The organism is Streptomyces sp. NPDC041814 (assembly GCF_055590565.1).
Genome location: NZ_JBVJAM010000012.1, coordinates 44,439 through 67,230, shown reverse-complemented (window position 1 = coordinate 67,230; position 22,792 = coordinate 44,439). Strand labels below are relative to the sequence as shown.

Annotated in this window: 25 protein-coding genes; 10 read left to right on the top strand and 15 right to left on the bottom strand. The window is 72.6% G+C overall.

The annotated features are described in order from the left end of the window. The 3 genes from ACZ6C6_RS27395 to ACZ6C6_RS27385 all read right to left on the bottom strand — a co-directional run bounded on the left by ACZ6C6_RS27395 (position 1) and on the right by ACZ6C6_RS27385 (position 2,156). A complete protein-coding gene (locus ACZ6C6_RS27395) occupies positions 1–600 on the bottom strand; it encodes a hypothetical protein (RefSeq protein WP_469206269.1) in 600 nt (199 codons plus the stop codon). A gap of 94 nt (positions 601–694) precedes the next feature. Further along, positions 695–1,348 carry a hypothetical protein gene (locus tag ACZ6C6_RS27390; RefSeq protein ID WP_469206267.1) on the bottom strand — a complete coding sequence of 218 codons (654 nt, stop codon included), beginning with the start codon at positions 1,346–1,348 and terminating at the stop codon, positions 695–697. Continuing rightward, on the bottom strand, positions 1,341–2,156 hold the full coding sequence (locus ACZ6C6_RS27385; protein ID WP_469206266.1) for an alpha/beta fold hydrolase: 816 nt from the start codon (positions 2,154–2,156) through the stop codon (positions 1,341–1,343). The genes ACZ6C6_RS27390 and ACZ6C6_RS27385 overlap by 8 nt, the downstream gene beginning before the upstream one ends. A 346-nt stretch (positions 2,157–2,502) precedes the next feature. On the opposite strand from ACZ6C6_RS27385, the gene ACZ6C6_RS27380 reads away from it, so the two are divergent. Both ACZ6C6_RS27380 and ACZ6C6_RS27375 read left to right on the top strand, forming a co-directional pair. Next, complete coding sequence (locus tag ACZ6C6_RS27380) at positions 2,503–3,873, top strand: vWA domain-containing protein (RefSeq protein ID WP_469206264.1); 1,371 nt, start codon at positions 2,503–2,505, stop codon at positions 3,871–3,873. A 1-nt stretch (position 3,874) separates the two neighbouring features. Beyond that, a complete protein-coding gene (locus tag ACZ6C6_RS27375; RefSeq protein ID WP_469206262.1) occupies positions 3,875–4,801 on the top strand; it encodes a hypothetical protein in 927 nt (308 codons plus the stop codon). A 13-nt stretch (positions 4,802–4,814) separates the two neighbouring features. Here ACZ6C6_RS27375 and ACZ6C6_RS27370 read toward each other — a convergent pair whose 3' ends face one another. Further along, positions 4,815–5,747 carry a LysR family transcriptional regulator gene (locus ACZ6C6_RS27370; RefSeq protein WP_469206260.1) on the bottom strand — a complete coding sequence of 311 codons (933 nt, stop codon included), beginning with the start codon at positions 5,745–5,747 and terminating at the stop codon, positions 4,815–4,817. 167 nt (positions 5,748–5,914) lie between these two features. Between ACZ6C6_RS27370 and ACZ6C6_RS27365 the strand changes: the two genes are divergently transcribed. From ACZ6C6_RS27365 to ACZ6C6_RS27355, 3 genes are all read left to right on the top strand, one after another. After that, a complete protein-coding gene (locus ACZ6C6_RS27365; protein ID WP_469206258.1) occupies positions 5,915–6,742 on the top strand; it encodes a MerR family transcriptional regulator in 828 nt (275 codons plus the stop codon). A 121-nt stretch (positions 6,743–6,863) separates the two neighbouring features. Continuing rightward, on the top strand, positions 6,864–8,102 hold the full coding sequence (locus tag ACZ6C6_RS27360) for an MFS transporter (RefSeq protein ID WP_469206257.1): 1,239 nt from the start codon (positions 6,864–6,866) through the stop codon (positions 8,100–8,102). Positions 8,103–8,120: 18 nt separating this feature from the next. Next, on the top strand, positions 8,121–8,531 hold the full coding sequence (locus ACZ6C6_RS27355) for an SgcJ/EcaC family oxidoreductase (protein WP_469206255.1): 411 nt from the start codon (positions 8,121–8,123) through the stop codon (positions 8,529–8,531). Between the two features lie 192 nt (positions 8,532–8,723). Here the strand turns inward: ACZ6C6_RS27355 and ACZ6C6_RS27350 are convergent, their stop codons facing one another. Both ACZ6C6_RS27350 and ACZ6C6_RS27345 read right to left on the bottom strand, forming a co-directional pair. After that, complete coding sequence (locus ACZ6C6_RS27350) at positions 8,724–9,509, bottom strand: VOC family protein (protein WP_469206542.1); 786 nt, start codon at positions 9,507–9,509, stop codon at positions 8,724–8,726. A gap of 99 nt (positions 9,510–9,608) precedes the next feature. Next, positions 9,609–10,661 carry a phosphotransferase gene (locus ACZ6C6_RS27345; RefSeq protein WP_469206252.1) on the bottom strand — a complete coding sequence of 351 codons (1,053 nt, stop codon included), beginning with the start codon at positions 10,659–10,661 and terminating at the stop codon, positions 9,609–9,611. A gap of 132 nt (positions 10,662–10,793) precedes the next feature. Between ACZ6C6_RS27345 and ACZ6C6_RS27340 the strand changes: the two genes are divergently transcribed. Further along, positions 10,794–11,330 (top strand): pyridoxamine 5'-phosphate oxidase family protein, encoded by a 537-nt coding sequence (locus ACZ6C6_RS27340; protein WP_469206250.1) that lies wholly within the window; start codon positions 10,794–10,796, stop codon positions 11,328–11,330. On the opposite strand, the gene ACZ6C6_RS27335 is transcribed toward ACZ6C6_RS27340, so the two are convergent. Continuing rightward, positions 11,320–11,910: an SMI1/KNR4 family protein gene (locus ACZ6C6_RS27335; protein WP_469206248.1), complete on the bottom strand. Its 591-nt coding sequence runs from the start codon at positions 11,908–11,910 to the stop codon at positions 11,320–11,322. The genes ACZ6C6_RS27340 and ACZ6C6_RS27335 overlap by 11 nt on opposite strands. Positions 11,911–12,054: 144 nt before the next feature. On the opposite strand from ACZ6C6_RS27335, the gene ACZ6C6_RS27330 reads away from it, so the two are divergent. Beyond that, positions 12,055–12,549 carry an anthrone oxygenase family protein gene (locus ACZ6C6_RS27330; RefSeq protein ID WP_469206246.1) on the top strand — a complete coding sequence of 165 codons (495 nt, stop codon included), beginning with the start codon at positions 12,055–12,057 and terminating at the stop codon, positions 12,547–12,549. A 61-nt stretch (positions 12,550–12,610) separates the two neighbouring features. On the opposite strand, the gene ACZ6C6_RS27325 is transcribed toward ACZ6C6_RS27330, so the two are convergent. Both ACZ6C6_RS27325 and ACZ6C6_RS27320 read right to left on the bottom strand, forming a co-directional pair. Continuing rightward, positions 12,611–13,237: an anthrone oxygenase family protein gene (locus tag ACZ6C6_RS27325; protein WP_469206244.1), complete on the bottom strand. Its 627-nt coding sequence runs from the start codon at positions 13,235–13,237 to the stop codon at positions 12,611–12,613. A 176-nt stretch (positions 13,238–13,413) separates the two neighbouring features. Next, entirely contained in the window at positions 13,414–14,883 is a 1,470-nt protein-coding gene (locus tag ACZ6C6_RS27320; RefSeq protein WP_469206242.1) for a multicopper oxidase family protein, read from the bottom strand. Positions 14,884–15,143: 260 nt separating this feature from the next. Between ACZ6C6_RS27320 and ACZ6C6_RS27315 the strand changes: the two genes are divergently transcribed. From ACZ6C6_RS27315 to ACZ6C6_RS27305, 3 genes are read left to right on the top strand one after another with little or no spacing between them, the layout of a single operon-like run. Next, a complete protein-coding gene (locus tag ACZ6C6_RS27315) occupies positions 15,144–16,568 on the top strand; it encodes a pyridoxal phosphate-dependent decarboxylase family protein (protein WP_469206240.1) in 1,425 nt (474 codons plus the stop codon). After that, positions 16,565–17,206 (top strand): hypothetical protein, encoded by a 642-nt coding sequence (locus tag ACZ6C6_RS27310; RefSeq protein WP_469206238.1) that lies wholly within the window; start codon positions 16,565–16,567, stop codon positions 17,204–17,206. The genes ACZ6C6_RS27315 and ACZ6C6_RS27310 overlap by 4 nt, the downstream gene beginning before the upstream one ends. Then, positions 17,203–17,838 (top strand): DUF6875 domain-containing protein, encoded by a 636-nt coding sequence (locus ACZ6C6_RS27305; protein WP_469206236.1) that lies wholly within the window; start codon positions 17,203–17,205, stop codon positions 17,836–17,838. Before ACZ6C6_RS27310 ends, ACZ6C6_RS27305 begins: the two co-directional genes overlap by 4 nt. A 60-nt stretch (positions 17,839–17,898) precedes the next feature. Here the strand turns inward: ACZ6C6_RS27305 and ACZ6C6_RS27300 are convergent, their stop codons facing one another. Genes ACZ6C6_RS27300 through ACZ6C6_RS27275 form a run of 6 tightly spaced genes read right to left on the bottom strand, consistent with a single transcriptional unit; the run spans position 17,899 to position 22,792 of the window. Further along, positions 17,899–18,615, bottom strand: coding sequence for an indole-3-glycerol-phosphate synthase (locus ACZ6C6_RS27300; protein ID WP_469206234.1), 717 nt, complete (start codon positions 18,613–18,615; stop codon positions 17,899–17,901). Beyond that, positions 18,612–19,367, bottom strand: coding sequence for a phosphoribosylanthranilate isomerase (locus tag ACZ6C6_RS27295; protein WP_469206232.1), 756 nt, complete (start codon positions 19,365–19,367; stop codon positions 18,612–18,614). The genes ACZ6C6_RS27300 and ACZ6C6_RS27295 overlap by 4 nt, the downstream gene beginning before the upstream one ends. Further along, on the bottom strand, positions 19,364–20,509 hold the full coding sequence (locus ACZ6C6_RS27290; protein WP_469206230.1) for an acyl-CoA dehydrogenase family protein: 1,146 nt from the start codon (positions 20,507–20,509) through the stop codon (positions 19,364–19,366). The genes ACZ6C6_RS27295 and ACZ6C6_RS27290 overlap by 4 nt, the downstream gene beginning before the upstream one ends. A 36-nt stretch (positions 20,510–20,545) precedes the next feature. Continuing rightward, on the bottom strand, positions 20,546–20,920 hold the full coding sequence (locus ACZ6C6_RS27285; RefSeq protein WP_161209518.1) for an ectoine synthase: 375 nt from the start codon (positions 20,918–20,920) through the stop codon (positions 20,546–20,548). 2 nt (positions 20,921–20,922) lie between these two features. Beyond that, positions 20,923–21,759, bottom strand: a complete 837-nt coding sequence (trpA, locus tag ACZ6C6_RS27280; protein WP_469206228.1) for a tryptophan synthase subunit alpha — start codon at positions 21,757–21,759, stop codon at positions 20,923–20,925. Further along, a complete protein-coding gene (locus ACZ6C6_RS27275) occupies positions 21,752–22,792 on the bottom strand; it encodes a hypothetical protein (protein ID WP_469206226.1) in 1,041 nt (346 codons plus the stop codon). The genes trpA and ACZ6C6_RS27275 overlap by 8 nt, the downstream gene beginning before the upstream one ends.

Below are 22,792 nucleotides of genomic sequence, written 5' to 3'. Positions count from 1 at the left end.
CTACCCGTTCACGCCTGCGATGCCCCAGCCCCGGCGGGCGGCCTCGGCCAGGACTTCACCCCAGTTGGCCAGGAGGCGCACGAAGGCGTCGAAGTCGCTGAACCGGGACGCTTCGGAGCGCTCCCCGAAGGGCTCGCGGAGCTCATCGAGCCGGGGGCGTACGCGCTCCCAGGTCGCGAGCAGTTCCCGTACGCCCGCCGGGGACTTCGCGACCAGCAGACCGGAGCCCCCGGAGAAGAAGTCGTAGCTTTCGTCCGGCTTCTCGTCGTCGAAGTCCGGCCCGTCCCAGATCAGCCCGCCGAGCAGCGCGTCCAGCTCCGCCCGCAGGCCCGCGTCGACATGGTCGCGGGCCTTCTCCCATGCCTCCCCCGCCCAGAAGTGCGGCTTGTACGAGCCGAGGGTGCCGGGGAACTCGTACACGCCGAAGTACCCGCTGTGCGGCCCGCGCGGCCACTCCCACCCGTATGTCACCGACATGGTGTCCCACAACCCGGTCGCCTCGTCGTACCAGGCGTCCCGCAGCCGCTCCAGCCGCTCCGAGGGCGGGACCTCGGCCAGCCAGGACCAGTCGGCGATGAGTGTGGTGATGTCGACGCCCATGGCACGACCCTACGCACCCTCCGGAGAGGCGGTCACATGCTGCCGCCGCCACTGGTGTCCTGGGCGTACCGCCGGATGCCGGAGAAGCTTGCCCTCATCCCCGGGTCCGAAGTCGCCGGGGCCGGAGGATCACTTCGCTGCCGATCGGAGTGAATCCGCAGGCCAGGAAGGCGCGGAGCGAGCGGGCGTTGCCCGGGGACACGGCGGCGAAGAGCGGTTCGCCCGCCGGTACGAGCGTGAGGGCGTCCGCGAGCAGGCCGCGTCCGTGGCCGTGGCTGCCGTGGTGCGGGGCATGCAGTTCGATGCTCAGTTCGCGCCGTCCGGCAAGCCCGTCCGCCAGCGTGATCAGCCCTCGCTCGTCGCCGTAGACCTTGACGCCGGTCCTCAGCTCGCGGGCGTGCAGGACGCGCGGGTGATCGTGTGCCTCGTCCCCGAGTTCGCCCAGTCGCGGCGTTCCGCCGGTGCCGCGGGCCGTCAGGGTGGCGTCGGTGACGCCGACCGTCCCGTCGGGGCCCGCGAGGTGGCGGAGGAAGTCGGGGGCCAGGGAGGCACCGAAGCCGTCGGGGCCCAGGGCGAGCACGCCCCCGGGGTCCAGGGCGGTGGCGATCACCGCGTGCCCGGTGAAGGCGATCGATGCCTCCAGACCGCCGGGCAGCGGCGGCAGCACGGTCACGCCGCCGTCGCAGGACGGGAAACGACCGTGGGCGGCATCGGTGAAGTGGGCCAGGAGCGGGTGCGGCTCAGTCACGGTCGGCCACCCGGGAGGCGAGGAAGTCCAGCAGGGCAGTGTTGAAGGATTCGGGCTGTTCGGCGCCCGGCAGGTGGCCGGCCTTGTCGATGACGGCCATCGTCGCGTGCGGGACGAGATCGCGGATCGTCTCGGCGTCCGCGACGGGGGTGTAGACGTCGTCCGCGCCGACGACGATCAGCACCGGCACGCGGACCGCCTCCAGCGTGTCCCGGTAGTCGGGGCGTTCGGCCCGCCCACGCAGGGCCGCGGCCGCGCCCTGGGGGTCCGTGGCGCACATCATGCCCAGGACGCGGTCGGCGACGGCGGGCATCGCGGTGACGTTGTACGCGGCGAGCATCTTGTCGATCACCTCGTTCGCGTACCCGGCCATCCCCTCGGCGAGGAGCCGGTCGGCCAGGCGGTTGCGGAACGCTTTGCCCTCGTCGGTCTCTGCGGGAGCGGAGGTGTCGGACAGGACCAGCGCCCGAACCCGGTGCGGGTGACGGCGTTGGAGCTCCATGGCGATCTGACCGCCCATCGAGACGCCACCGACGACGGCCCGTTCGATACCCAGGTGATCGAGGAGCGCGGCCAGGTCGTCGGCGAAGTCGGAGAGGAACACCTTGCCCCGGGTGACGCTGCTGTGGCCGTAACCACGCAGATCAGGAGTGACGGCCCGGTATCCGGCATCGGCCAGCGCCTTGGCCTGCGGTGCCCACAGAGTGCGGTTGAACGGATGACCGTGGATCAGCAGGACCGGCAGCCCGGCCGAAGGTCCGACGTCGTCGTAGTGGACGGTGGCCCCGCGCAGCTCCATGGCGTTCATGCGGGCACCCTAGCCGAGTGATCGACGGGGACGCAGAAACGTTTTGCCTGCCGAGCGGGGCCATGGCGACCACCTGAGGCGTCACGCCCGAGGGTGAGACGACGGTGAACCGTGCGGGGCATGCGATCCCGACCCCCCTTGCCTTTGCGAAAGCAACGATATAGTTTCCTCTCGTGAACTTGGCAGGGGGTCAAGTTCTCTTGCAAGTCTATAAGATGGGGGGGGTATCTGCATGCCTCGATCGTCCGCAGCGATTCGCAGAGGTTCGCAAATCGGAAGCCGCAGCGCATCGGGATGGCGGCTCGGAGGTCGCCGCACGGGTGCCCCGGGCCGAGAGGGGCCCCTGATGACCGCACCGGCCCGCCTCCGGGCCGGATTCGCCCTGGCTCTCGCCGCCGTCGTACTGGCGGGCACCCCGGCCGGGGCCGCACCCGCCGCGGAGAAGGCGCCGCCCCGTATCGAGACGGTCCTCGATGTGTCCGGGTCGATGGCGACCAAGGACGCGGGCGGGCAGAGCAGGCTCGCCGCCGCCAAGACCGCCGTGCGCCGTCTCCTCGACGGGACACCCGACGGCACGGCCATGGGGCTGCGCGTGTACGGATCCGAGTACGCCGGTGAGGCCAAGGGCCCCGGATGCAAGGACACCGAACTCCTCGCCCCCGTCGCCCCGATGGACTCCGCCTCTAAGGCGTCCGCACTGGCCCGGGTGCAGGCGCTGAAGCCGGTCGGGATGACGCCGATCGGCCGCAGCCTCCGGGCCGCGGCCGCCGACCTCGGTGACACCGGACCGCGCCGGATCATCCTCGTCAGTGACGGCGAGGACAACTGCGCTCCGCCGAGCCCGTGCCAGGTCGCCCGTGAGCTCAAGGGGGCCGGGATCGACCTGGTCATCGACACCGTCGGGCTGAGGGTCGACGCCGCCGCCAAGCGCGAGCTGACGTGCATCGCGAAGGCCACCAAGGGGAGGTACGTGGACGCGGGTGACGCGGACGAACTGGCCGACCGGCTGGACCAGTCCGTGAAGCGCGCCCTCACTCCGTACGCGCTGAGCGGTACCAGGACCAGCGGGGGCAAGGACTGCCCCAGCGCCCCCACCCTTGTCCCCGGCCAGTACCTCGACACGATCCGCGAGGGCGAGTCCCGCTGGTACAAGGTCACGCTGCACCCGGGACAGTCGCTACGGTTCTCCGGCTCGGTCATCCCGGCCGGCACGTGGGAGACCCCGACATCGGTCAACGCCCAGCTGTCGCTCCCCGGGCAGCCCGGAGTGTGGGCCAGGGAGACGGCGGTCGAGGACCGGTGGTCCAACATCATGTCCATCGGCGTGCAGTCCGAACGCCTGTCCTGGGACGAGATTCCCGCCGGGGCCGACAGTACCGAGGTCTGCGCCCGCATCCACAGCGAGGTCCGGACATCACAGGCCGAGCCGGTCGAGGTGGCCGTCGGAATCGCCGACCGGGCCGTCCGCCCGGACGGGACACCCGACAAACGGGTCACCGGTGCGGGCGCCGAGGCCGGACAGCCGACCACTCCCCCGAGCACCGACAGCACGCCCCCGAGCACCGGCGACCGCCGCGCCGGCACCACCGGGACGACCGCGGCCGCCACGCCTTTCCTGGACCGCCCGGTGGCCCTCGCCATCGCCGCCCCGGCCGCGTTCCTGCTGACCCTGGCCCTTCGATTCGCCGTCGCCCGCAACCGCCGCAGGAGAACCTGACATGCGCGTACGTACCGCACTCATGACCACCGCGGCGTTCAGCCTCCTCGCCACCGGCGCCGCGAACGCCGCCGACGGCGACACGGGAACGACGGGGGGCTACTCGTTCAACAGCAGCACCCCGCTCGGCGACGGCGCTCAACGGCAGCTCACGGTCGGCGACTTCCACTTCTGGAAGATCACCCTCAAGCCCGGCCAGCGCCTGGACGTCAAGGCGTCGGTCGAGGTGCCCGGCGGCTACGACCCCGGCCCCTCACCCCACTACGAGCGGCTCGGTGTGCGCATCTACGACCCCACCCGCCGGCCCCTCCTGTGCGACGGCGCCTCCGACGGCATCGAGCTGATCTACCGCGGTCACGCCACGGCCCAAAGCGGCGGCACCTTCACCACCGAGTGCACCGTGGGAACCATCGACTACAAGCCCATCGAGCAAGCCGGAACCTACTACGTCCAGGTCGGCATCGGCGGAGCCACCCGTACCGAGGGGGACACACTCCCGCTCACGGTGGCCGCCACCACCGGGACCGGTGTCACGCCCAGGCCCGTCGAGTCCTGGAAGCCCGGAACTCCGGCCGGCGCCGTCCCGGCAGAGCCGAAGCCCGCCGCCACGTCCACACCACCCGAAACAGCGGCGACCCCGGACCCGGACCCGGCCGCCGCCGCCGCGACGAGCACGGGGCTGCCGCCGTGGGCGATGCCCGCCGCGCTGATCGGAGGGGTGATCGCCGCACTCGCCCTCGGCGCCGTACGCCGCCGCCCGGGCCGCGTGGCACAGCAGCGGATGATGCCCGCCCCCGGGACCACGCCCGGCGGCCCACCGCCGTACGGTGCCCGGCAGCAGCCGCCTCGCACCGACGCCCCCGCTGTCCCCTCCCCTTACGCCGGACCGCCCCCCGCCCAGCCCCGGCCCCCGTTCCAGGGCCCCTGACCCCCGCTCCCGTTCAGCGCCCGGTCGCCCACCCCGGCGCCCAGGACCCCGCCGCCCCCCACTCCCCCGCCGCCGCCAGGTACGTCCGCAGCGTCCCCAGCCCCGGGTGCGGGTTGTCGCGGTGCCAGAGGAGGGAGTGGGGGTAGGCCGGGGTCGGGGCGGTGATCGGGATGCGGCGCAGGTCGTGGCCCGTGGGCCAGATGAGGCGGGAGTGCTCGCCCATGAACGTGGCCAGGGACGGGGTGTCCGCGATGGTGTCGAGCAGGACGTCCGAGCCGAAGTTCGGGCCCGTCGCCTCGATCGTGAGGGCGAATTCCGCGACCAGGTCGTCGTAGTAGGCGCCCCACTCCGTGCCGGGGGCGATGCCCGGCATCCAGATGCGGTGGCCCACCAGGTCGGCGAGGGTCACCGAGGGGGCGTCGGCCAGGGTGTGGGCGGGGCCGGTGAGGAGCTGGAGAGGTTCGTCCAGGACACGGGCGGACGCGATGTCGTCGGGGAGGGGGTGGCCGGGGGCGGCCACCGCGCGGAAGGTCGCGTCGAGTTCGCCCGAGCGGAGCGCGGCGACGGCCGTGTCCATGCTGACCAGCATCATCACGTCGAGGGCGATCCCGGGGTGCGCGCGGTGGAAGGCGCGCATCAGGCTCGACTGCGCGGTCCGGGACGCGATCACGTCGACGCGGAGCGGCCGGCTGCCGGGGCGTACGGACGCGCCGGCGCGCTCGGCCGCGCGCAGCAGGTCGCGGGCGTGGGGCAGGAACGCCCGGCCGTCGATGGTGAGCTCGGCGCCGCGCGGGGCGCGCGTGAACAGCCGCACGCCGAGGGCCTGTTCCAGCGCGGCGATCCGCTTCGAGACGGCCTGCTGGGTGACCGAGAGGTCGGCCGCGGCCTTCTGGAAGCCGCCCGCTTCCGCGACGGCGACGAAGGTGCGCACTGCTTGGAGGTCCACGAGGAGGGAGCCTACTGATCGTTTCGGCCGGGGCCACCCGGACCATGCCTCCGCCGCCTCCGGACACGTACCGACGTGCTGAAACGATCAGCGGGACGCGTCGCCGGTGGAATCCTGATCAGGGGTGTTGACCCTGACACCGTGTGAGGCCCTGCACTGGAGTCGTCATGTTGACCATCGGAGAATTCGCCAAATACGGCCAGGTGTCGATCCGGATGCTGCGGCACTACGACGCCCTCGGCCTGCTGCACCCGCAGCGCACCGACCCGGCAAGCGGCTACCGCTATTACGGTGCCGGTCAGCTCGCCCGCCTCAACCGCATCGTCGCGCTCAAGGAACTCGGCTTCACCCTGGAACAGGTCGGCATCATCGTCGACGAGCAGGTGAACGCCGATGAGCTGCGCGGCATGCTCCGGCTGCGCCGGGCGGAGCTGGAGACGGAGAGGGCGGCCGCGCAGGCACGCCTGGGCCAGGTGGAGGCGAGACTCCGGACGATCGAGAGTGAGGGACGGATGTCCGCGAACGACGTGGTGATCAAGAGCCTGCCCGGGCAGTGGGTGGCGGAGCTGTCGGCGACCGCCGGGAGCTGGGAGCCGAAGCACATCGGGCCCGTGGTCGGTCCGCTCTTCGAGCGGCTGTGCCGGCTGACGGACGCCGCCGGGGTGCGGCCGGTCGGACCGGGCGTCGCCTATTACGAGGACGCCCCCGAGGGCGGCGGCGCGATCACGGTGCACGCCGCCCTGCCCGTCGACCGGGACGCGGTGCCCGAGGGCCACGAGTTCGCCCTCGTCCTTCTGCCGGGGGCGGACGAGGCCGCCACCATCGTGCACCGAGGACCGATGGACGACGTGCTGGCCACCGAGCAGCTGCTGGTCCGCTGGCTTGAGGACAACGACCGCGGGCAGGTGGGCTACCCCCGTGAGGTCTCGCTGTCCTGCCCGCCGGACGACCGCTCCCAGTGGGTCACGGAACTGCAGGCGGTGCTGAGCCGGTAGCCCGCCCATCCGGTTGGTGCACAACTCTTGGTTGTGCACCAACCGGCATGTGGTTGTTTGACCTGGGATTCTCGTACGCGGTTAGCTCTCGCCCGTCCCTTTTCGGTTGTCCGGGTGAGGTGTGGTGGGCAGAAGAGCGCTGGGCCGGCCGTTCGGCTGGTTGTGGGCCGCCTACGCGGTGAGCGCGTACGGGTCGGGGCTCGGGTTCGGGGCGCTGCCGCTGCTCGCCGTGCTCGTGCTGGACGCCGGGCCCGCCCAGGTGTCCGCGCTGTCGGCGGTCGGGCCCGCCGTGGGGGCGCTGATCGCCGTGCCGCTCGCGCCGTGGGTGGAGTTCCGGCGCAAGCGGCCCGTCATGATCGGGATGGACCTGGTCCGGTTCGCTGCCATGGCGTCCATCCCTGTCGCGTACGCCTTCGGGCTGCTCGGGTTCGTCCAGCTGCTGGTGGTGTCGGCGGTGATCGCCGCGGCGAAGATCGCGTTCGGCGCGGCGAGCGGCGCGTATCTGAAGGCACTCGTCCGCAAGGAGGACCTGCTCGTCGCCAACGCGCGGTTCGAGTCCACGAACTGGAGCTCCATCGCGGTCGGACCGCCCCTCGGCGGCGCGGCGATCGGGGTCTTCGGGCCGGTCACCACCGTGGTGGCCGACGCGCTCAGCTATCTGCTCTCCGCGCTCGGCATCACCGCGATCCGGGGCGAGGAGGAGGCGCCACGCCCCGGGGAGGGGAACTCGCTCAAGGCGGGCGCGCTGCTCGCCGGGTGGCGGCGCATCTTCGGCCACCCCGTGCTGCGCGCGCTCTACGTCAACCAGGTCCTCGTCGGCGGCCTCATCATGGCCACCGAACCGCTGCTGGCCGTGCTCCTGCTGCGCCGGCTCGGGTTTCCGCCCTGGCAGTACGGTCTCGCCTTCGCCGCTCCGTGTCTCGGCGGGCTGATCGGCTCTCGGCTGGCCCGCCGGGTCGTCGCCCGCTACGGCCGCGACCGGGTCTTCCGGACCGTGGGCACCCTGCGCGCGGTGTGGCTGATCGGGCTGGTGTTCGTACGGCCGGGTGTCGTCGGGCTCGTCACGGTGATGGCCGTCGAGCTGGCCATCATCGTCAACATGAGCCTGTACGGGCCGGTGCTCTCCACGTACCGGCTGGAGCACACACCCAAGCACCTCGTCGCCCGTATGCTCACCGCCTGGTCGATCGGGCAGCAGGCATCCATCGCCGTGCTCACCGCGCTTGCCGGGCTGCTCGCCGACGCCACCGGGCCGCGCACGGCCCTCGGGGTCGCCGGGGTGCTCATCCTGGGGACGCCGTTCCTGCTCCCCGGACGGGAGCGGGCGCCCGGGGCGGCCCTTGATCTCAATCGGACTTGAGGTTGCAGGATGCCCGGCATGGATACCGAAACGCTCACCCCGGAACACACCGCCGACCTCGAAGCGATCCGCGCGGTCGTCGCCGCCGTCGAACGCTCCCAGCAGCGCAAGGACCCCGACGCGTTCCTGGCCCTCTTCCGGCCCGACGCGGTCTGGACGACGGCCCACGGCAAGGTCCTCATCGGCATCGACGCGATCTCCGCGTTCACCCGGGCCGTGCTGCCCGCCGCCGACTGGGCCGGGCACGTCACCTACGACGTGGCGCACGTCCTCTTCATCCGCCCGGACGTCGCGGCGGTCAAGGTCCGGCAGCGCTACCTGGCACCCGAGGAGGAGAGCGAGGGCGCTCCGCTGTACGTGATGAGCCGGGGCGACGACGGACGGTGGCTGCTGACCGCCGGGCAGAACACGCAGGTCGTGACGGGCTGACGGGCCCCATGCCCCCGACCGCGCGGGGACCGCTCAGCCCGTCACCGTCTCTCTTCGAGCAGCGTGAACGGCTTCGGCACACCGCCCGGCCGCGGCTCGCCCTCCTTGCGGCCGGCGGCGCGGTCCGCCATCAGCCGGTGCACCTGACCCGGCCGTGGCGGAATCCCCGTCCTTCAGGGCGGGGAGCGGAGGTCAGGACATCTTCGGCGCGATGACCGAGAACGCGCCGCCCTGGGGGTCGGCCAGGACCGCCATGCGGCCGGCGACCATGTCGAAGGCGGGGGCCAGGACCGCGCCCCCGGCGCGGACCGCGGCCGCCTGGATGTCGTCCACGCTGTCCACGGCGAAGTACGGCTGCCAGTGCGGCGAGACACCCGGCGGCACCTTGCTCATGTCCATCATGCCGCCCACCGCCCGCCCGTCGACCTGGAACTCGACGTAGCCGTCGGCCCCCTCCATCTCGGAGGGGGTCGCCGTCACCGGCAGGGCGGCGGAGTAGAACGCGGACGCCGCGTCCGGGTCGGGGGTGGTCAGCTCGCTCCAGACCAGCGCGCCGTGCTCGTTGACGATGCCCGCGCCGCCGAAGGTGCCGGGCTGCCACAGGCCGAAGACGGCGCCCGCCGGGTCGGCGACGACGGCCATGCGGCCGAGGTCCATGACGTCCATCGGGGGAACGACGACCGTGCCGCCCGCGTCGGTGACGGACGTGAGCGTGGCGTCGATGGCGTCGGTCGACAGGTACGTCGTCCACGCCGTCGGCGGCATCGGGTCCGGCACCGTGCCGTCCGGGTTCATCGCCTTCATGATCCCGGCGACCGGCTTGCCCTTGAGGGTGCAGACGGAGTAGCCGCCCTGCTCCGGCGGGCCCACCTCGCCCTGCCAGCCGAAGAGGTCGCAGTAGAAGTCGATGGCCGCCTGCTGGTCGGGGACCATCAGGTCGATCCAGCAGGGGGTGCCGGGCCGGTAGGGGTCGTTCATTTCGGGCACGGGTGCCTCCGGGAGGCTGTCGGGGACGGACGGGCCCTCCTTACCCGGACCCCGCGCGAGCGGAATCGACCCGTACGGGTGACACGCCGTTCAGTACCAGGGCCGCGCGTCCGGCGCCGGCAGCGGACGCAGGGCCGGCCAGCGTTCCAGCAGGCGGGTGGCCAGGGCGGAGGCGAGGCGGCCCAGGGCATGCAGGTGGTCGTGGTCACGGGTCAGGTCGGCGACCACTCCCAGGCGGTGCACGAGGCGTTCGCGGGCGGAGATGTACCCCCACTCGAAGTCCTCGGCGGGCACCCGGGCGAGCTGGTCGGCCGTCCCCCGCCGCGCCCGTTCGACAAGCGCGTCGCCCCGGATCAGCCAGCCCGCGCACGCGTCGGCGAGGTCGCCCGGCACGTCCCGGCCCGTGAGGTCGCGCCAGGTGGAGCGGTAGACGGCTTCCACCTCGGTGAGCGGGGCCGCCGTGACCGACAGGGCGCACCAGCAGGTGGGGAAGCCGATGCGGAAGTACGCGAGCTCGACGAGGCCGTTGCCGAGTGCGGCGCCCTCGAAGTCGACGAAGCGGACGCCTTCGGCGGTGCGGAGGTCGTTGCCGGGGCAGGGGTCGCCGTGGAGCAGGGCGTGGTGCCCGGTGGGGTCGAGCCGTGCCAGGAGCCCGGCGAGTTCGTCCGGGACGGCGGCCGGTACGGGCACGTCGAGCGCGCGGGCGAGGGCGAGGAAGGACTCCGCGTCGGCGGCCGTGGGGCCCGACCAGGCGGGAAGGGCGCCCGCGTCGGCGGGCCCGGTCAGCGCGTGCAGCCGAGCCAGCGCTTCGGCGTAGCCCGGCATCCAGTCCTCGGTCCGGCCCAGGTCGTCCACGTACTCCAGGAGCATGACCCGCGCCGCCGGGTCCGCGGCGAGCAGCGCGGGGGCCACGGTGCCCCGTCCCGCCAGGCGCAGTCCGGCGGCCTCGCGGGCGAAGCGCGCGTCCGCGTCGGCGGTGGTGTCCCCGTCGTCGGTGATCTGCTTGACGATCACGGGCCGCCCGTCGGCCGCCCGCACCCGCCACACCCGGGACCGGGGGCTGCTGTCCAGTGGCTCGGCCTGCGCGGGGATGCCGCCCAGGGCGGTGAGCAGGGGCGCGGTCAGCGGAAGGGGGTTCGGCATGGGGTGAGCGTAGCCCGGGGCTTCGCCGGAGCCCCCGTTCCGGGTATTCCTCGGGAAATGTGCCCGGCGTGCGGGCGGAGGCCGTGACGGCCGCGCAGACTGGGCTTCCAGGACCGTGTCGAGGACGGAGTCATGATGAACGAACCCGTGGCGGAGCTCCATCCCGGCTACAGCAGCGCCGGTGCCACGGCGACCCCGTGGGCCGAGGTGGTGGCCGTACTCGAACAGGCCGAGATCTTCTGGCTCTCGACGGTCCGGCCGGACGGGCGGCCGCATGTGACGCCCTTGCCGGCGGTGTGGCTCGACGGGGCGCTGCACTTCTCGACGGGTCTTGAGGAGCAGAAGGGCCGCAACCTCACCCGTAATCCGAACTGCGTCCTGACGACCGGCGACAACGCGTACGGGCGAGGGCTCGACGTCGTGGTCGAGGGGCCCGCGCTGCGCGTCTTTGAGCGCGTGACGCTGGAGCGGCTCGCGGAGCTGTGGATGGCGAAGATCGGGTGGCCGTACGACGTGGTCGAGGGCGGTTTCCGGCACCGGCCGGAGGGGCCCCAGCCGGAGACCTCCGGGGCACCGGGCGCGGTCGTCCCGGTGTTCGCCGTCCGGCCGACGAAGATCCTCGCGTTCGGCCGGGGCGGGACGTTCAGCCAGACCCGCTTCAGGCCGTGAGGTCCTGGGGCTGGATCCAGGTGATCTCCGGCCGGATCCTCGGCAGCCCCCAGAACTCCAGTGCGCCGCCCGCGAGGTCGGCGAGGAACTGCACCGCTCCCCCGGTGTAGTGCCACCAGCCCCCGTTGCGTGAGGCGACGGTCACCGTCCAGGCCGACGGGCCGGCCGGGTCCGTGGTCCACAGGAAGTAGTCGCCCTGGTTGGAGCACGCCCAGGGCAGCAGCCCGCCGGGGGCGGGGTACGGGTGCAGGGGGACGTCCAGGTCGGCGTCCTCGCACCACTCGGCCAGGGTCTCCAGGTCGTCGGTGTCCTCGGCCCAGGCCGTTTCGCCGCCCGGGGCGGGGCCGCCCACGTGCAGGAAGTCGCTCAGCACGAACGTCGGGTAGCGGTCGCGCAGGAGTTTGTAGTCGGCGGGCAGGGCCGTCCCCAGGGCGGCTTCCAGGCGGGGCCAGTCGACGCCCGGCGGGGACGGCAGGCGGTGCGCCGTGAGCGCGGGCAGCACCCGTTCGAGTTCCGCGACCGCCTCGGCAAGGTCGGTGAGGCGGCGGACCGGGGTCTGGGTGCCGACGAGATCATCCACCCGCGCAGGGTGTCACAAATGGCACCCCGACCTCGCGGGGCCCCCGTACTCTGGTCCTTGACCTTCCTGTTGCATTCCCTTTGCGCAGAGGAGAGTTGACTTGCGCAAGCACCGCCGCACCGGCAGAAGCTGAAGGGTCAGGCAATGGAGATCGCACTCACGCTCGCGCTCATCGCGGCCACCGTGACGACGGGGCTGATCAGCGGGCTGTTCTACGGCTTCGCCATCTCCGTCATGCCGGCGCTGCGCGGTGCGGGGGACCGTACGTTCATCGATGTGATGCAGCGGGTCAACGTGGCCATCCTCAACGGATGGTTCGTGCTCGGCTACATCGGGGCCCTCGTGTTCACCGGACTCGCGGTCGGGCTCCAGTTCGGCGGCGGGGACCGGGACGCCGTGGTGCCGACCGTCGCGGCGCTCGTCTGCTACATCGCGTCGATGGGGGTGACCAGCCGCCTGAACATCCCGCTGAACAACGCGCTGGAGGCGGCGGGCCCGGTGGACGGGATCGCGCGGCCCGAGGCGGTGCGGGCGGCATTCGAAGGGGCCTGGGCGCGGGGGAACGTGCTGCGGACGCTGCTGTGCATCGCCGCCACCGGGCTGCTGTGCTGGGCCCTCGTCCTCAACGGCGGCAGCTGAACGCGCGGGAGGGCGGGTACGGGGCCCGTGCCCGTACCCGCCCTCCCGGAGCAGCGTCGGCTCAGCGTCCGACGGACAGCAGCGCCTCCGCGCGGCCGTGCAGCTTGGCGGCGTACGCCGCACAGCCCAGGGCCGCCGTGTTGAGGAGCGTCCGGAAGATGTTGACGGTCTCCCAGGTCCCCTTGAACTTGTCGACCAGGGAGAAGTCGTGGATCTTGGCCGGGTTGCCGAGGTCGGCGAGCTGGTTGTTGAGCGGGATCTCGACGCCCATCGTCAGCATCAGGACGACGAGGTAGAGGACGGCGGCGAGGCCGGCCCACAGGGCGATGGTCCTGCGTCCGCGGCGGAACTCCAGGAACGCGGCGAGGCCCGCCGCGACGATGGCCCCCATGAAGATGAGCGCGAACAGGCCATTGCCGTCGATCATCGCGTTGAACTGCTGCATCGCGGTCACGTAGGTGCGGTCGTCGGTCTTGGCGAGGCCGGGCATGACCGAGACGTCGAAGGCGAAGAACAGGCCGGCCATGAGCCCGAGCGTGATGACCGAGATCATGTGCAGCCAGCCCGCGGCCTTGTTCGGGCGGTCCTCCCGCGGCGGCACGGGCGCGGCGGGCTGTCCCCACGGCTGCTGGTACGGCGCCTGCGCGCCGGTGGGGCCCTGCTGCTGCGGGTACGAATTGGGTGTCATCGGGTACGTCCTCGCTCTTGTCCGGTTCGTAAGTAGGTTGCCGAGGCTCGCTGTTGACGAGGATAGAGGTGCCTTTGCTCCCGCCGCGGGCGCGGGGGCCGCCCTGGACAGGATCACGAGCGCTCCTCCAGCGGACGTCGAGCGATACTCGAACGGGCGTGCCGGGGTGCGACGGGTCAGCGGATGCGCATCCGGGCCATCATGCCCATCGCGGAGTGGTCGAGCAGGTGGCAGTGGTAGACGTAGGTGCCCCGGTAGGAGTCGAAGGTGGCCTGGAGTCTGACCGTCTCGCCGGGCATCAGGCACACGGTGTCCTTCAGCCCCGCCTCGGCCCCGGTGGGCGACGTGCCGTTGCGTTCCAGGACGCGGAACTGCACCAAGTGCATGTGGAAGTTGTGCGGCACGTCCGTGTTGGTGTTGGTGACGGTCCAGATCTCGCTGGCGCCGTACGGGATCTCGGTGTCGATGCGCGCCGGGTCGTAGACGCGGCCGTTGATGGTGCCCTGCGGTTCACCGCCGACGACGGCGACGTTCAGATCGAAGGAGCGCCGCCCGGTCACCGGCGGCAGCGGCGGCAGTGTACGCAGTACGGGCGGCACCCGGCTCGGGTCGGGCGCCGTGCGCACCACGTCGAAGCGCATGACCTTGCCCGTCCGGTCCGGATCGCCGGGGCCGAGGGTGTTCTCCAGGACGAGCTGCGTGCCGACCGGGTAGCGGGAGAAGTCGATGACGACGTCCGCCCGCTCGGCCGGTGACAGGAGCAGCGAGTCGGTGGTGAAGGGGCGCGGGAGCAGGCCGCCGTCGGAACCGATCTGCGTGAAGGACGAGCCGTCGGCCAGGCGCAGCGCGAAGAACCGCAGGTTGGAGGAGTTCAGCAGCCGGAAGCGGTACTTGCGGGCGGCGACCTGGAGATACGGGTACGGCTTGCCGTTCGCGAGGATCGTGGAGCGGCCCGCCGCGTCGTCCAGGATGTACAGCAGCTGCCCGTCGTCGTCGAAGTGGGCGTCGCGCAGCGCCACGGTGACGTCGTAGCGCCCGGCGGGCAGCGGCAGCGCCTCCTCCACGTCGTCGGTGAGCAGATAGCTGCCCGACAGGCCCCGGTAGCAGTTCTCGGACTCCGAGTGGTGGGCGTGGTCGTGGTACCAGAGCGAGGCGTGCGGCTGCTGGTTGGGATACGTGTAGGTGCGGCTCGTCCCGGAGGCGAAGGTGCTCATCGGGTCGCCGTCGCTGTCGACGGGCACCGAGGCGCCGTGCAGGTGCACCGAGGTGTCCACGCCCAGCTGGTTGTGCTGGCGCATCACCACGGGGCGCCCGGAGCGGGCCCGGACGATGCCGCCGGGGAAGTGTCCGTCGTAGGTGAGGACGTCGGTGCTCAGGCCCGGCAGGATCTCGGCGCGGGTGCGGCGCATCGCCATGTCGTAGACGTCTGCGCCGCCGCGCGTCGCGGCGGGGGTCAGCACCGGCAGCAGGGGCAGCGGCACCTGGAACGGCTGGACGGCGGGGCCGACGGGCACGCCCTGGCCGGTCGCGGCGGCGCCCTCGCGCGGGGCGGCGCCCGCCGTCATCAGCGGGGTGAAGGCCGCGCCGGTGAACAGCCCGGCGCCGGTGACGCTCAGGGCGGTCATCAGAGTGCGTCTGGTCACCATCACGGAACTCCTGCTGCTGGGATTCGGCGGACGCGCCCGAGTGCAGCAAGGACGGCTAGCAAGCGTCTCGGGGGCTGCTAGGGCGACCATCCGGAAGGCCCGTACGCCACGAATGTCCCGTTTTCGCGCTTGAGAACGCGTCCAGGCCGGAGCCAGATCCGCCAGGAATCCGCTTGCGGTCGGCTTGCGCTCCGCTCCGTATACCTGAGCCGTCCGATGCCCCACGCCCCTGCCCACCTGCCCCCACCGGAAGGCCGACCGTGGATCTTCGTAACTGGCTGCCGCGTGCCGTAGACGTGGCCGAACAATGGGGAGAACGCTTCGGCCCGTACCGGGAGCACCCGTCGCACCTGGTCGGGGACGAGGAGTTCGGTGCCGCGTTCGCCGCGTTCTCCAAGCGGCTGGACGACAACTATCCGTTCTTCCATCCGAGCTACGCGGGGCAGATGGTCAAGCCGCCCCATCCCGCGGCGGTCGTCGGTTACGTCACCGCGATGCTGTTCAACCCGAACAACCACGCCGCCGAGGGCGGCCCGGCCACCACCGAGATGGAACGCGAGTGCGTGGACCTGCTCGCCGGGATGTTCGGCTTCCAGGGCTCGCACCTGGGCCATCTCACGACGAGCGGGACCATGGCCAACCTGGAGGCGCTGTACGTGGCGCGCCGGACGCACCCCGGACGCGGCATCGCGTACAGCGCCGAGTGCCACTACACGCACGCCCGCATGTGCGGGGTGCTCGGCGTCGAGGGCCACCGGGTGCCCGCCGACGGCCTCGGCCGCATCGACCTGGACGCCCTGGAAAGGCTGCTCGCGGCCGGCCGGGTCGGCACGGTGGTGGTGACCACGGGGACGACGGGGCTGGGGGCGGTCGACCCGGTGCACGAGGTGGTGCCGCTGGCCCGGCGTTACGGCGTACGGGTGCATGTGGACGCCGCGTACGGCGGGTTCTACGCGATCCTCGGGCGCTCGGACCGGCCCGAGGGCATCGACGTACGCCCGTGGCGGGCCATCGCGGACTGCGACTCGGTCGTCGTGGACCCGCACAAGCACGGGCTCCAGCCCTACGGGTGCGGGGCGGTGCTGTTCAACGACGACGCCGCCCGGAACCACCTCGCGCACGACTCGCCGTACACCTACTTCACCGAAGCCGCACTGCACCTGGGCGAGATCAGCCTGGAGTGCTCCCGGGCCGGGGCGGCGGCCGCCGCGCTCTGGCTGACGCTGCAACTGCTGCCCCCGACCCGGGACGGCTTCGGCGAGATCCTGGCCGGCAGCCGCCGCGCGGCCGTCGGATGGGCGGAGCGCATCGAGGCGTCCGAGGAACTGGAGACGTACCAGGCACCCCAGCTGGACATCGTCAGCTACTTCCCCGCGACGCGGCCGCTGACGCTGTCCGCCGTCGACGCCGCGTCCGGCCGGCTGCTCACGGACGGCATGCACGCGGAGCGGGACCCCGTGTTCCTCAGCGTGCTGCGCACCGACGCGGCGGACTTCGCCCGGCGCAGACCCGGTGTCGTGGCCGACGCACCGACGGCCCGGGTGATGCGCAGCGTCCTGATCAAACCCGAAGCCGAACTGCACCTCGACCAGCTGCACGCCCGGGTGGAGCAGCTGGCCTCGACCGGGCGCGCCCGACCGCCGCGCCCGGCACACCCCTCATCGAACGGGAGGAGAACTTCGTGACCCACCTGTCCACGTTCCCGCCGCCCCTGCCGACGGCACCCCGGCCGGTTCTGCGGCGCGCCCGACACGACGAAGCCGGCGCCCTCGCGGCCCTGCTGGCGGACGCGTTCCACGACGACCCGCTCACCCGCTGGATCACCCCGGACCCGGAGCGCAGGGCGCGGGTGCTGCCCGCCCTGTTCGGGGTGTTCCTCGACATGTCCTTCGCGTACGACGCGGTGACCTGCACCCCGGACCTGGACGCCGTGCTGCTGTGGACGCCGCCGGGTGCCCAGGCGGAGCTGGAGGCGCGGGGCGAGGAGTTCGCCGGGCGCTTCGAGGACGTCCTCGGTGTCCGCGAGGCCGCGTCACTGGCGCTGATCGCCGAGCTCCAGGCGTCCCGGCACCCGGCCGCCCCGCACTACTACGCGTCGTTCGGCGCGGTGCGCGGCGGAGCACGCGGCCGGGGGCTGCTCGGCGCCCTGGTCGCCGAGGTGCTGCGGGAGGCCGACGCGGCGGGGTGCGGGGCCTACGCGGAGGCGAGCTCGCCCGGCGGCGAGGCGTCGGCGCGCGGCCAGGGCTTCGTACGGCTGGGCGAGGACATCGTGCTGCCGGACGGCGGGCCACGCCTCCGGCCGCTGTGGCGGGAGCCGCGATGAGGGGCGACAGCCGACTTCAGATCTACACGCCGGGTCAGGTGGACCGGGGCCTCGTGCCGGCCGGACAGCTCGGGCCGCTGCGCGAGGTGCTGGAGTGGAGCCGGACCTTCCTGGTGTCGAGCCATCCCGAGCTGGGCCGCAGCGGCCCGGTGTGCCCGTACACCCAGCCCTCGCTGCGTGCAGGCCGGTTCCTGCTCGCCGTGCCCGCGCGGAGCACCCCGGCCGCGCTGCCGGGCGCCGTGGAGGCGCTGCGCACCTGGTACGAACGGCTGGCGTCGGAGCTCGCGGAGGACGAGCGGGAACTCCTCACCGTACTGATGGTCCTTCCGGACCTGGACCACGCGGACCCGGCGGACCTGGACCTGTTGCAGTCGGACGCGAAGGACGACTTCGTGGCCCAGGGGCTGATGATCGGCCAGTTCCATCCGCTGTGCGCCGAGCCGGGGCTGTGGAACGAGGACTTCGCGCCGCTGCGCTCGCCGGTGCCGCTGCTCGCGGTGCGCCGGCTGCTGGTCTTCGACCTGCCGTTCCTGGTCGGCGCGGACCGGCACATCGACCACTATCTGCGCCGGTTCGCCCCCGACATCCCGGCACGGGTGCGCGACCAGCTGGTCAACCGCGTCGTGTCCTGAGGGCGGACACGAGGAAGGGGGCTCCGCGGCCGCGGAGCCCCCTTCGCGCGGTGTGGACACTCACGACGGATGGAGGGCCGGCTGCGCGGTCTGCCGGCTGCTCTCCAAGGTGCGGAGCCACTCGCCGGGGTCGCCGCTGCGCAGCAGGGCGGTGCCGACGAGGAGCCCCTTGTAGCCGGCGTCGAGCAGCCTGGCCGCCGTCTGCGGGCTGTCGATGGCACTGGCGCTCACCGGGCAGGGCGTGCCGCTCGCGCGCAGGGCGGGCAGCAGCTCGAAGCTGCGGGCCAGGTCGCCCCGGTCGCGCTCCTGGGTCTTGATGTCCTTGTTGTTGACGGCGATGACGCACTCGTCGGCGTGCGGCACGGACTCGATCTCGGCCTCGGTGGTGGTCTCCACGAACGGGGTCAGGCCCGCGCTGAGCGCGGCGGTGGTGAGACCGCGCAGCGCGGACGCGGACAGCAGTCCGGCGGTCAGCAGGACGGCCGAGGCGCCCAGCTCCCGGGCGGTCTCCAGCTGATCCTTGCGGGTGATGAAGTCCTTCTGGAGCAAGGGGAGTTCGGTCAGCCGGGCGACATCGCGGAGCAGTTCGCGGGTGCCGCCGAACCAGCGTCCCGTGACGACCGAGATGCAGGGCGCCCCGGCCTTCTCGTAGGCGGTGACGATCTCTGCGGGGGTGTGGCCGGAGATGAGGTCGAAGCCGAACGCGTCGCGCCGCTTGACCTCCATCACCAGGGGCTGCGGCGCCGACAGCAGGGACTCGATGAAGGGAAGGCTCATGGCTGCTCCGTAGGCCGTGTGGTCGGGGTGTCCGTGGCGGAAGGAGTGCGGGGGTCCGGGCGGCCCGGCCCGGTGTCCCAGGCGTGGGCCAGTCCGGCCACCTCGGGTGCGCCGAAGCGGCCGTCGCCGCCGCGGGCCGCGGTGTCGACGTCGATGCCGCGCAGCCGGGGGTGGCGCAGGACCCGTTCGTACGCGGACCGGTTGGTCCGGGTGAGTCCGCCGGCGAGCCAGAACGGCAGGGTGAACCGTTCGGCCAGCCGGAGGACGGTGCCCTCGTCCAGGCGCTGCCCGGTGCTGCCGACGCGGCCGTCGGCGGTGGTGGCGTCGATGAGGAAGAGGTCGGTGCCGGCCCGCTCGTACGCCCCGATCAGGGGGCGTTCCGGGCAGGTGCCGTCCGAGACGTGCAGCACCTTGACGATGACGGCGTCGGGCAGCGCCGTACGCAGGGCGCGGACGGTGGCGGGCGGCTGGTAGGCGTGGAGCTGGACGATGCGGATGCCGGTGCGGCGCAGGACACCCACGACCGCGTCCGGGTCACCGAGGAAGGTGACCAGGACGGGGTGCAGGGTGCCGGTGGCACGGACGGCCGCCGCGAGGGCGGCCACCTCGTGCTCGGGCAGGTCCGCTGGGCCGCCGGGGACGCCGTGCCACAGGCCGACGAGTCCGGCTCCGGCACCGGCCAGCACCTCGATGTCACGGGTGCTGGTGGCGCCGCAGACCTTGAGGGTGCGCGGTGGGGACAGGGTGGTCATCGGCCCAGGCCCAGCTTGGACGCGATGCGGTTGTACTGGATCTCGTTGCTGCCCGAGTAGATCGTGCCGCCTACCGCGTTGCGGACGTCGATTTCGAGCCCGTACTCGCTCATGTAGCCGTGGCCGCCGAAGACCTGGACGGCGGTGAGCGAGCCGGCGAGGTTGGCCTCGCTGGTGATCAGCTTGGCGATGGCCAGGTCCTCGGTGACGTCCTCACCCTCCTCCAGCCGCTCGGCGGTGTCGTACAGCCACTTCCTGGCCGACTCCAGGCCGATCTTGGCGTCCACGATCTTGTTGGCGACGGACTGGTAGGAGCCGATGGTCTTCCCGAACGACCGGCGGGTGCGGGCGTACTCGACGCAGCGGTCGAACCGGTGCTGCATCTCCCCCACGTTCACGATGAACGAGAGCAGGATCTCCCGCTTCATCACGTGGTCGAGGACGATGAAGCCGCCGCCCACCCGGCCGAGGACCCGGTCGCGCGGGATGCGGCAGTCGTCGAAGTACAGCTCGCTCAGCGGAGAGGTGCGCAGGCCCATCTTCTTGACGGGCTTGCCGACGGTCAGGCCCGGGGTGTCCCGGTCCACGAGGAACGCGGTCACGCCCAGGGCCCCGCCGTCGGGGTGGGTGCGCGCGTACACGACGAACACGTCGGCGACGGGGCCGTTGCTGACGAAGCACTTGCTTCCGTTCAGCACGAAGTCGTCGCCGTCGCGTTCGGCGCGCGTGGTCATCGCCATCGCGTCGCTGCCGGACTCCGACTCGGTGATGGCGTGGGCGCCGATCGCCTCGCCGGAGCTGATCCGGGGAAGGTACCTCTCCTTCTGCGCGGGCGTGCCGAACCGCATGAGGGGGACGCCGGTGCTGGCGAGCGTGGTCGTGACGCAGAAGTTCAGACCCGCGTCACGGCAGTGCTCGCCGAGCCCTTCCAGGACGTACATGGTGGTGAGCAGGGACTGGCCGAGGCCGCCGTGCTCCTCGGCGAAGGGCAGGGCGAGGATGCCGGACCGGCGCACCAGCTTCCACTTCTCCCAGGAGAACTCCGCTCGTTCGTCCTGGGCGATGTGGTCGGCGCTGAGTGCCTCGCCCCACCGGGCCAGGCCGGCCCGGAGGTCGGCCTGGTCGGTGTTCCAGCGGATCACTGGGACCCCTTTCGGAGGTGCGGGTGCCGGGTGGGATCAGTAGGCGGAGGAGGTGTGCGCGTCGAGACTGTGGACCTCGTCGCCCTGGAGCGCCGGGGTGAACACGCAGACGAGCCGCAGGTCCTCGTGCGGGGAGGCGACGAGGTAGTGCGCGTCGTGCTCGTCCAGGGAGTACAGCCGGCCCGGCGTGATGGGGTGCACGGTGCCGTCGAGCTCGACCACCTCTCCGGAGCCCTCGATGCAGTAGCAGGACTCCAGGTGGTTGCGGTACTCCAGGCGGGACTTGGTGCCGGCGCGCACCGTGGTGTCGGTGATCGAGTAGCCGACGCCGTCGGACTCGGTGAGGAAGCGACGGCTGAGCCCGTTGCCCCAGTCGACGCTCTTGACGGTCTCCAGGTCACGGATGATCATGGTCAACTCCTTGTTCGGATAGGGGTATTGGCCGTGCTGGTCTCGTCCGGTCCGGGCTGGAGCGACCGGACGAAGTCGCGCAGTGCCGTGGTGGCGGAGCCCTCCTCTTCGAGGGCCTGCTCCACGCGGGCCACGCCCGCGGAGCCGACGATCGCTGCGTCGGCCCCGCTCGCGGCGACCGCCGCGACGTGGCTGCGCGTACTGACCCCGAAGCCGACGGCGATCGGGGAGTTCGTGTGGGCCCGCAGCCCGGCGACGACCGGGGCGAGCGCGGCGTGCCCGGCGGGCGGCGCGGTGCCGCTGCGGCCGTAGTGCGCCACCAGATAGACGTACGCGGAGGACTCGCGGGCCGCCCGGGCCCGGGTCTCCTCGGGGCTGGTCGGGTAGCAGGTGGTGACGACGGCGGTGCCCGCCGCTTCGGTCGCCTCGCGGTAGGCGTCCCGCAGCCGGGGCGGCAGGCCGTGCACCAGGAGCCCGTCGGCGCCGGACGCGGTGATCTCCTTGACGGCCGCGCCCAGGTCCCGGTGCTTGAGGGAGTGGCTCCAGTCGGCGAGCAGCGCGATCCGCAGCCGCCGGAGCCCCGGCCGGACGCGGGCGACGAAGCCGAGGACGTCGTCCAGGCCGGTGCTCCGGTCCAGGGCGCGGCGGGCGGAGCGGCGTACGACCGGACCGTCGGTGAAGGAGTCCGGGAAGGGCACCGCCAGTTCGAGGCAGTCGACGCCCTCCTCGTCCAGCATGTGCACGACCTCGGCGAGCTCGTCCAGCGGCGGGTCCCCCGCGTTGAGGAACAGCGTGAGCCCGGGCCGGCCCGGTCCGCGCCCGGCGAAGAAGTCAGCCATGGCGGACCGCCCCCGCCGTCGCCGCGGTCCGCCGGGAGCGGAGCCGCTCGACCAGGGCCACGGCGGCCCCGCTGGTGACGGCGTCGTCCGTGGCGTCGAGCGCGTCGCGCCAGGTGGTGTGGTGGCCGGCCGCGAGGGCGAGCGCGGCGGCGTTGAGGCGGACGGTGTGGGTGGCCGCCGGGTGGGCGCGTCCGGCGAGCACGGCCAGGAAGTGGTCGGTGGCCGCGTCCTTGGGCGCGGGGGCCAGCGCATCGAAGCCGCCGTCGGCCGGGATCAGCGCGCCGGGCTCCAGGACCTGGTCCTCGCCCCGGGCGATGTGGACGGTGTTGCGGGCGAAGCCGAGGAGTTCGTCGGCGCCCCGGTCGTTGCTGGTGAGCCACACCGTGCGGCCGGTGAGGGTGGCGGCGAGGCGGCGCAGGTCGTCCAGGGGCATGGTGTGCGAGACACCGGTGACCTGGGCGGTGACCGGCAGATCGGCGAGGAGGGGGCCGAGCGCGTTGAGGAACCGCCCGAAGGGCTTCATGCTCACGGGCGCGATCAGGCGGGCGAGCCGGGCGAGCTCGACCGGGTAGACGAACGGCCCGGTGAAGGCGATCCCGTCCCGCTCCAGGTGCTCCTCGGTCTGCTCGTACGAGGAGGTCAGGCGCACCCCGAGGCGTTCGAGGAGGTCGACGGAGCCGAGGCTGGAGGTGTAGGCCCGGGAGCCGGACTTGACGACACGCACCCCGGCGGCGGCCGCGACGAAGGCCGCCGCGGTGGAGACGTTGAAGGTGGCGGGCCCGCCTCCGGTGCCCACGACGTTGACGGTCGCGGGCCAGGCGGGCCCGGGGCGCGCGGGGCGCCGTTCCAGGAGTGTGCCGTGCAGGGCGGCAAGCGTCGCGGGGTCGGGGAGCCGGGTGGTCAGCGAGGCCAGCAGGGCGACGGCCTGCTCCCTGGGGAGCGTGCCGTCGCCGAGCCGGTCCCACAGAGACCGCCAGGTCTCGTGCTCGGCCACCGTGCGCCGCGCCAGCAGGCCGGTGAGCGCGTCGTGCAT

Excerpts from the sequence above, each read along its gene's own strand:
- ACZ6C6_RS27320 (WP_469206242.1), bottom strand. The coding sequence starts at position 14,883 with ATGGTGACCAGACGCACTCTGATGACCGCCCTGAGCGTCACCGGCGCC.
- ACZ6C6_RS27325 (WP_469206244.1), bottom strand. The coding sequence starts at position 13,237 with ATGACACCCAATTCGTACCCGCAGCAGCAGGGCCCCACCGGCGCGCAG.
- ACZ6C6_RS27305 (WP_469206236.1), top strand. The coding sequence starts at position 17,203 with ATGAGGGGCGACAGCCGACTTCAGATCTACACGCCGGGTCAGGTGGAC.
- ACZ6C6_RS27330 (WP_469206246.1), top strand. The coding sequence starts at position 12,055 with ATGGAGATCGCACTCACGCTCGCGCTCATCGCGGCCACCGTGACGACG.
- ACZ6C6_RS27350 (WP_469206542.1), bottom strand. The coding sequence starts at position 9,509 with ATGAACGACCCCTACCGGCCCGGCACCCCCTGCTGGATCGACCTGATG.
- ACZ6C6_RS27345 (WP_469206252.1), bottom strand. The coding sequence starts at position 10,661 with ATGCCGAACCCCCTTCCGCTGACCGCGCCCCTGCTCACCGCCCTGGGC.
- ACZ6C6_RS27375 (WP_469206262.1), top strand. The coding sequence starts at position 3,875 with ATGCGCGTACGTACCGCACTCATGACCACCGCGGCGTTCAGCCTCCTC.
- ACZ6C6_RS27395 (WP_469206269.1), bottom strand. The coding sequence starts at position 600 with ATGGGCGTCGACATCACCACACTCATCGCCGACTGGTCCTGGCTGGCC.
- ACZ6C6_RS27355 (WP_469206255.1), top strand. The coding sequence starts at position 8,121 with ATGGATACCGAAACGCTCACCCCGGAACACACCGCCGACCTCGAAGCG.
- ACZ6C6_RS27365 (WP_469206258.1), top strand. The coding sequence starts at position 5,915 with ATGTTGACCATCGGAGAATTCGCCAAATACGGCCAGGTGTCGATCCGG.
- trpA (WP_469206228.1), bottom strand. The coding sequence starts at position 21,759 with ATGGCTGACTTCTTCGCCGGGCGCGGACCGGGCCGGCCCGGGCTCACG.
- ACZ6C6_RS27295 (WP_469206232.1), bottom strand. The coding sequence starts at position 19,367 with ATGACCACCCTGTCCCCACCGCGCACCCTCAAGGTCTGCGGCGCCACC.
- ACZ6C6_RS27300 (WP_469206234.1), bottom strand. The coding sequence starts at position 18,615 with ATGAGCCTTCCCTTCATCGAGTCCCTGCTGTCGGCGCCGCAGCCCCTG.
- ACZ6C6_RS27385 (WP_469206266.1), bottom strand. The coding sequence starts at position 2,156 with ATGAACGCCATGGAGCTGCGCGGGGCCACCGTCCACTACGACGACGTC.
- ACZ6C6_RS27275 (WP_469206226.1), bottom strand. The coding sequence starts at position 22,792 with ATGCACGACGCGCTCACCGGCCTGCTGGCGCGGCGCACGGTGGCCGAG.
- ACZ6C6_RS27340 (WP_469206250.1), top strand. The coding sequence starts at position 10,794 with ATGATGAACGAACCCGTGGCGGAGCTCCATCCCGGCTACAGCAGCGCC.
- ACZ6C6_RS27285 (WP_161209518.1), bottom strand. The coding sequence starts at position 20,920 with ATGATCATCCGTGACCTGGAGACCGTCAAGAGCGTCGACTGGGGCAAC.
- ACZ6C6_RS27380 (WP_469206264.1), top strand. The coding sequence starts at position 2,503 with ATGACCGCACCGGCCCGCCTCCGGGCCGGATTCGCCCTGGCTCTCGCC.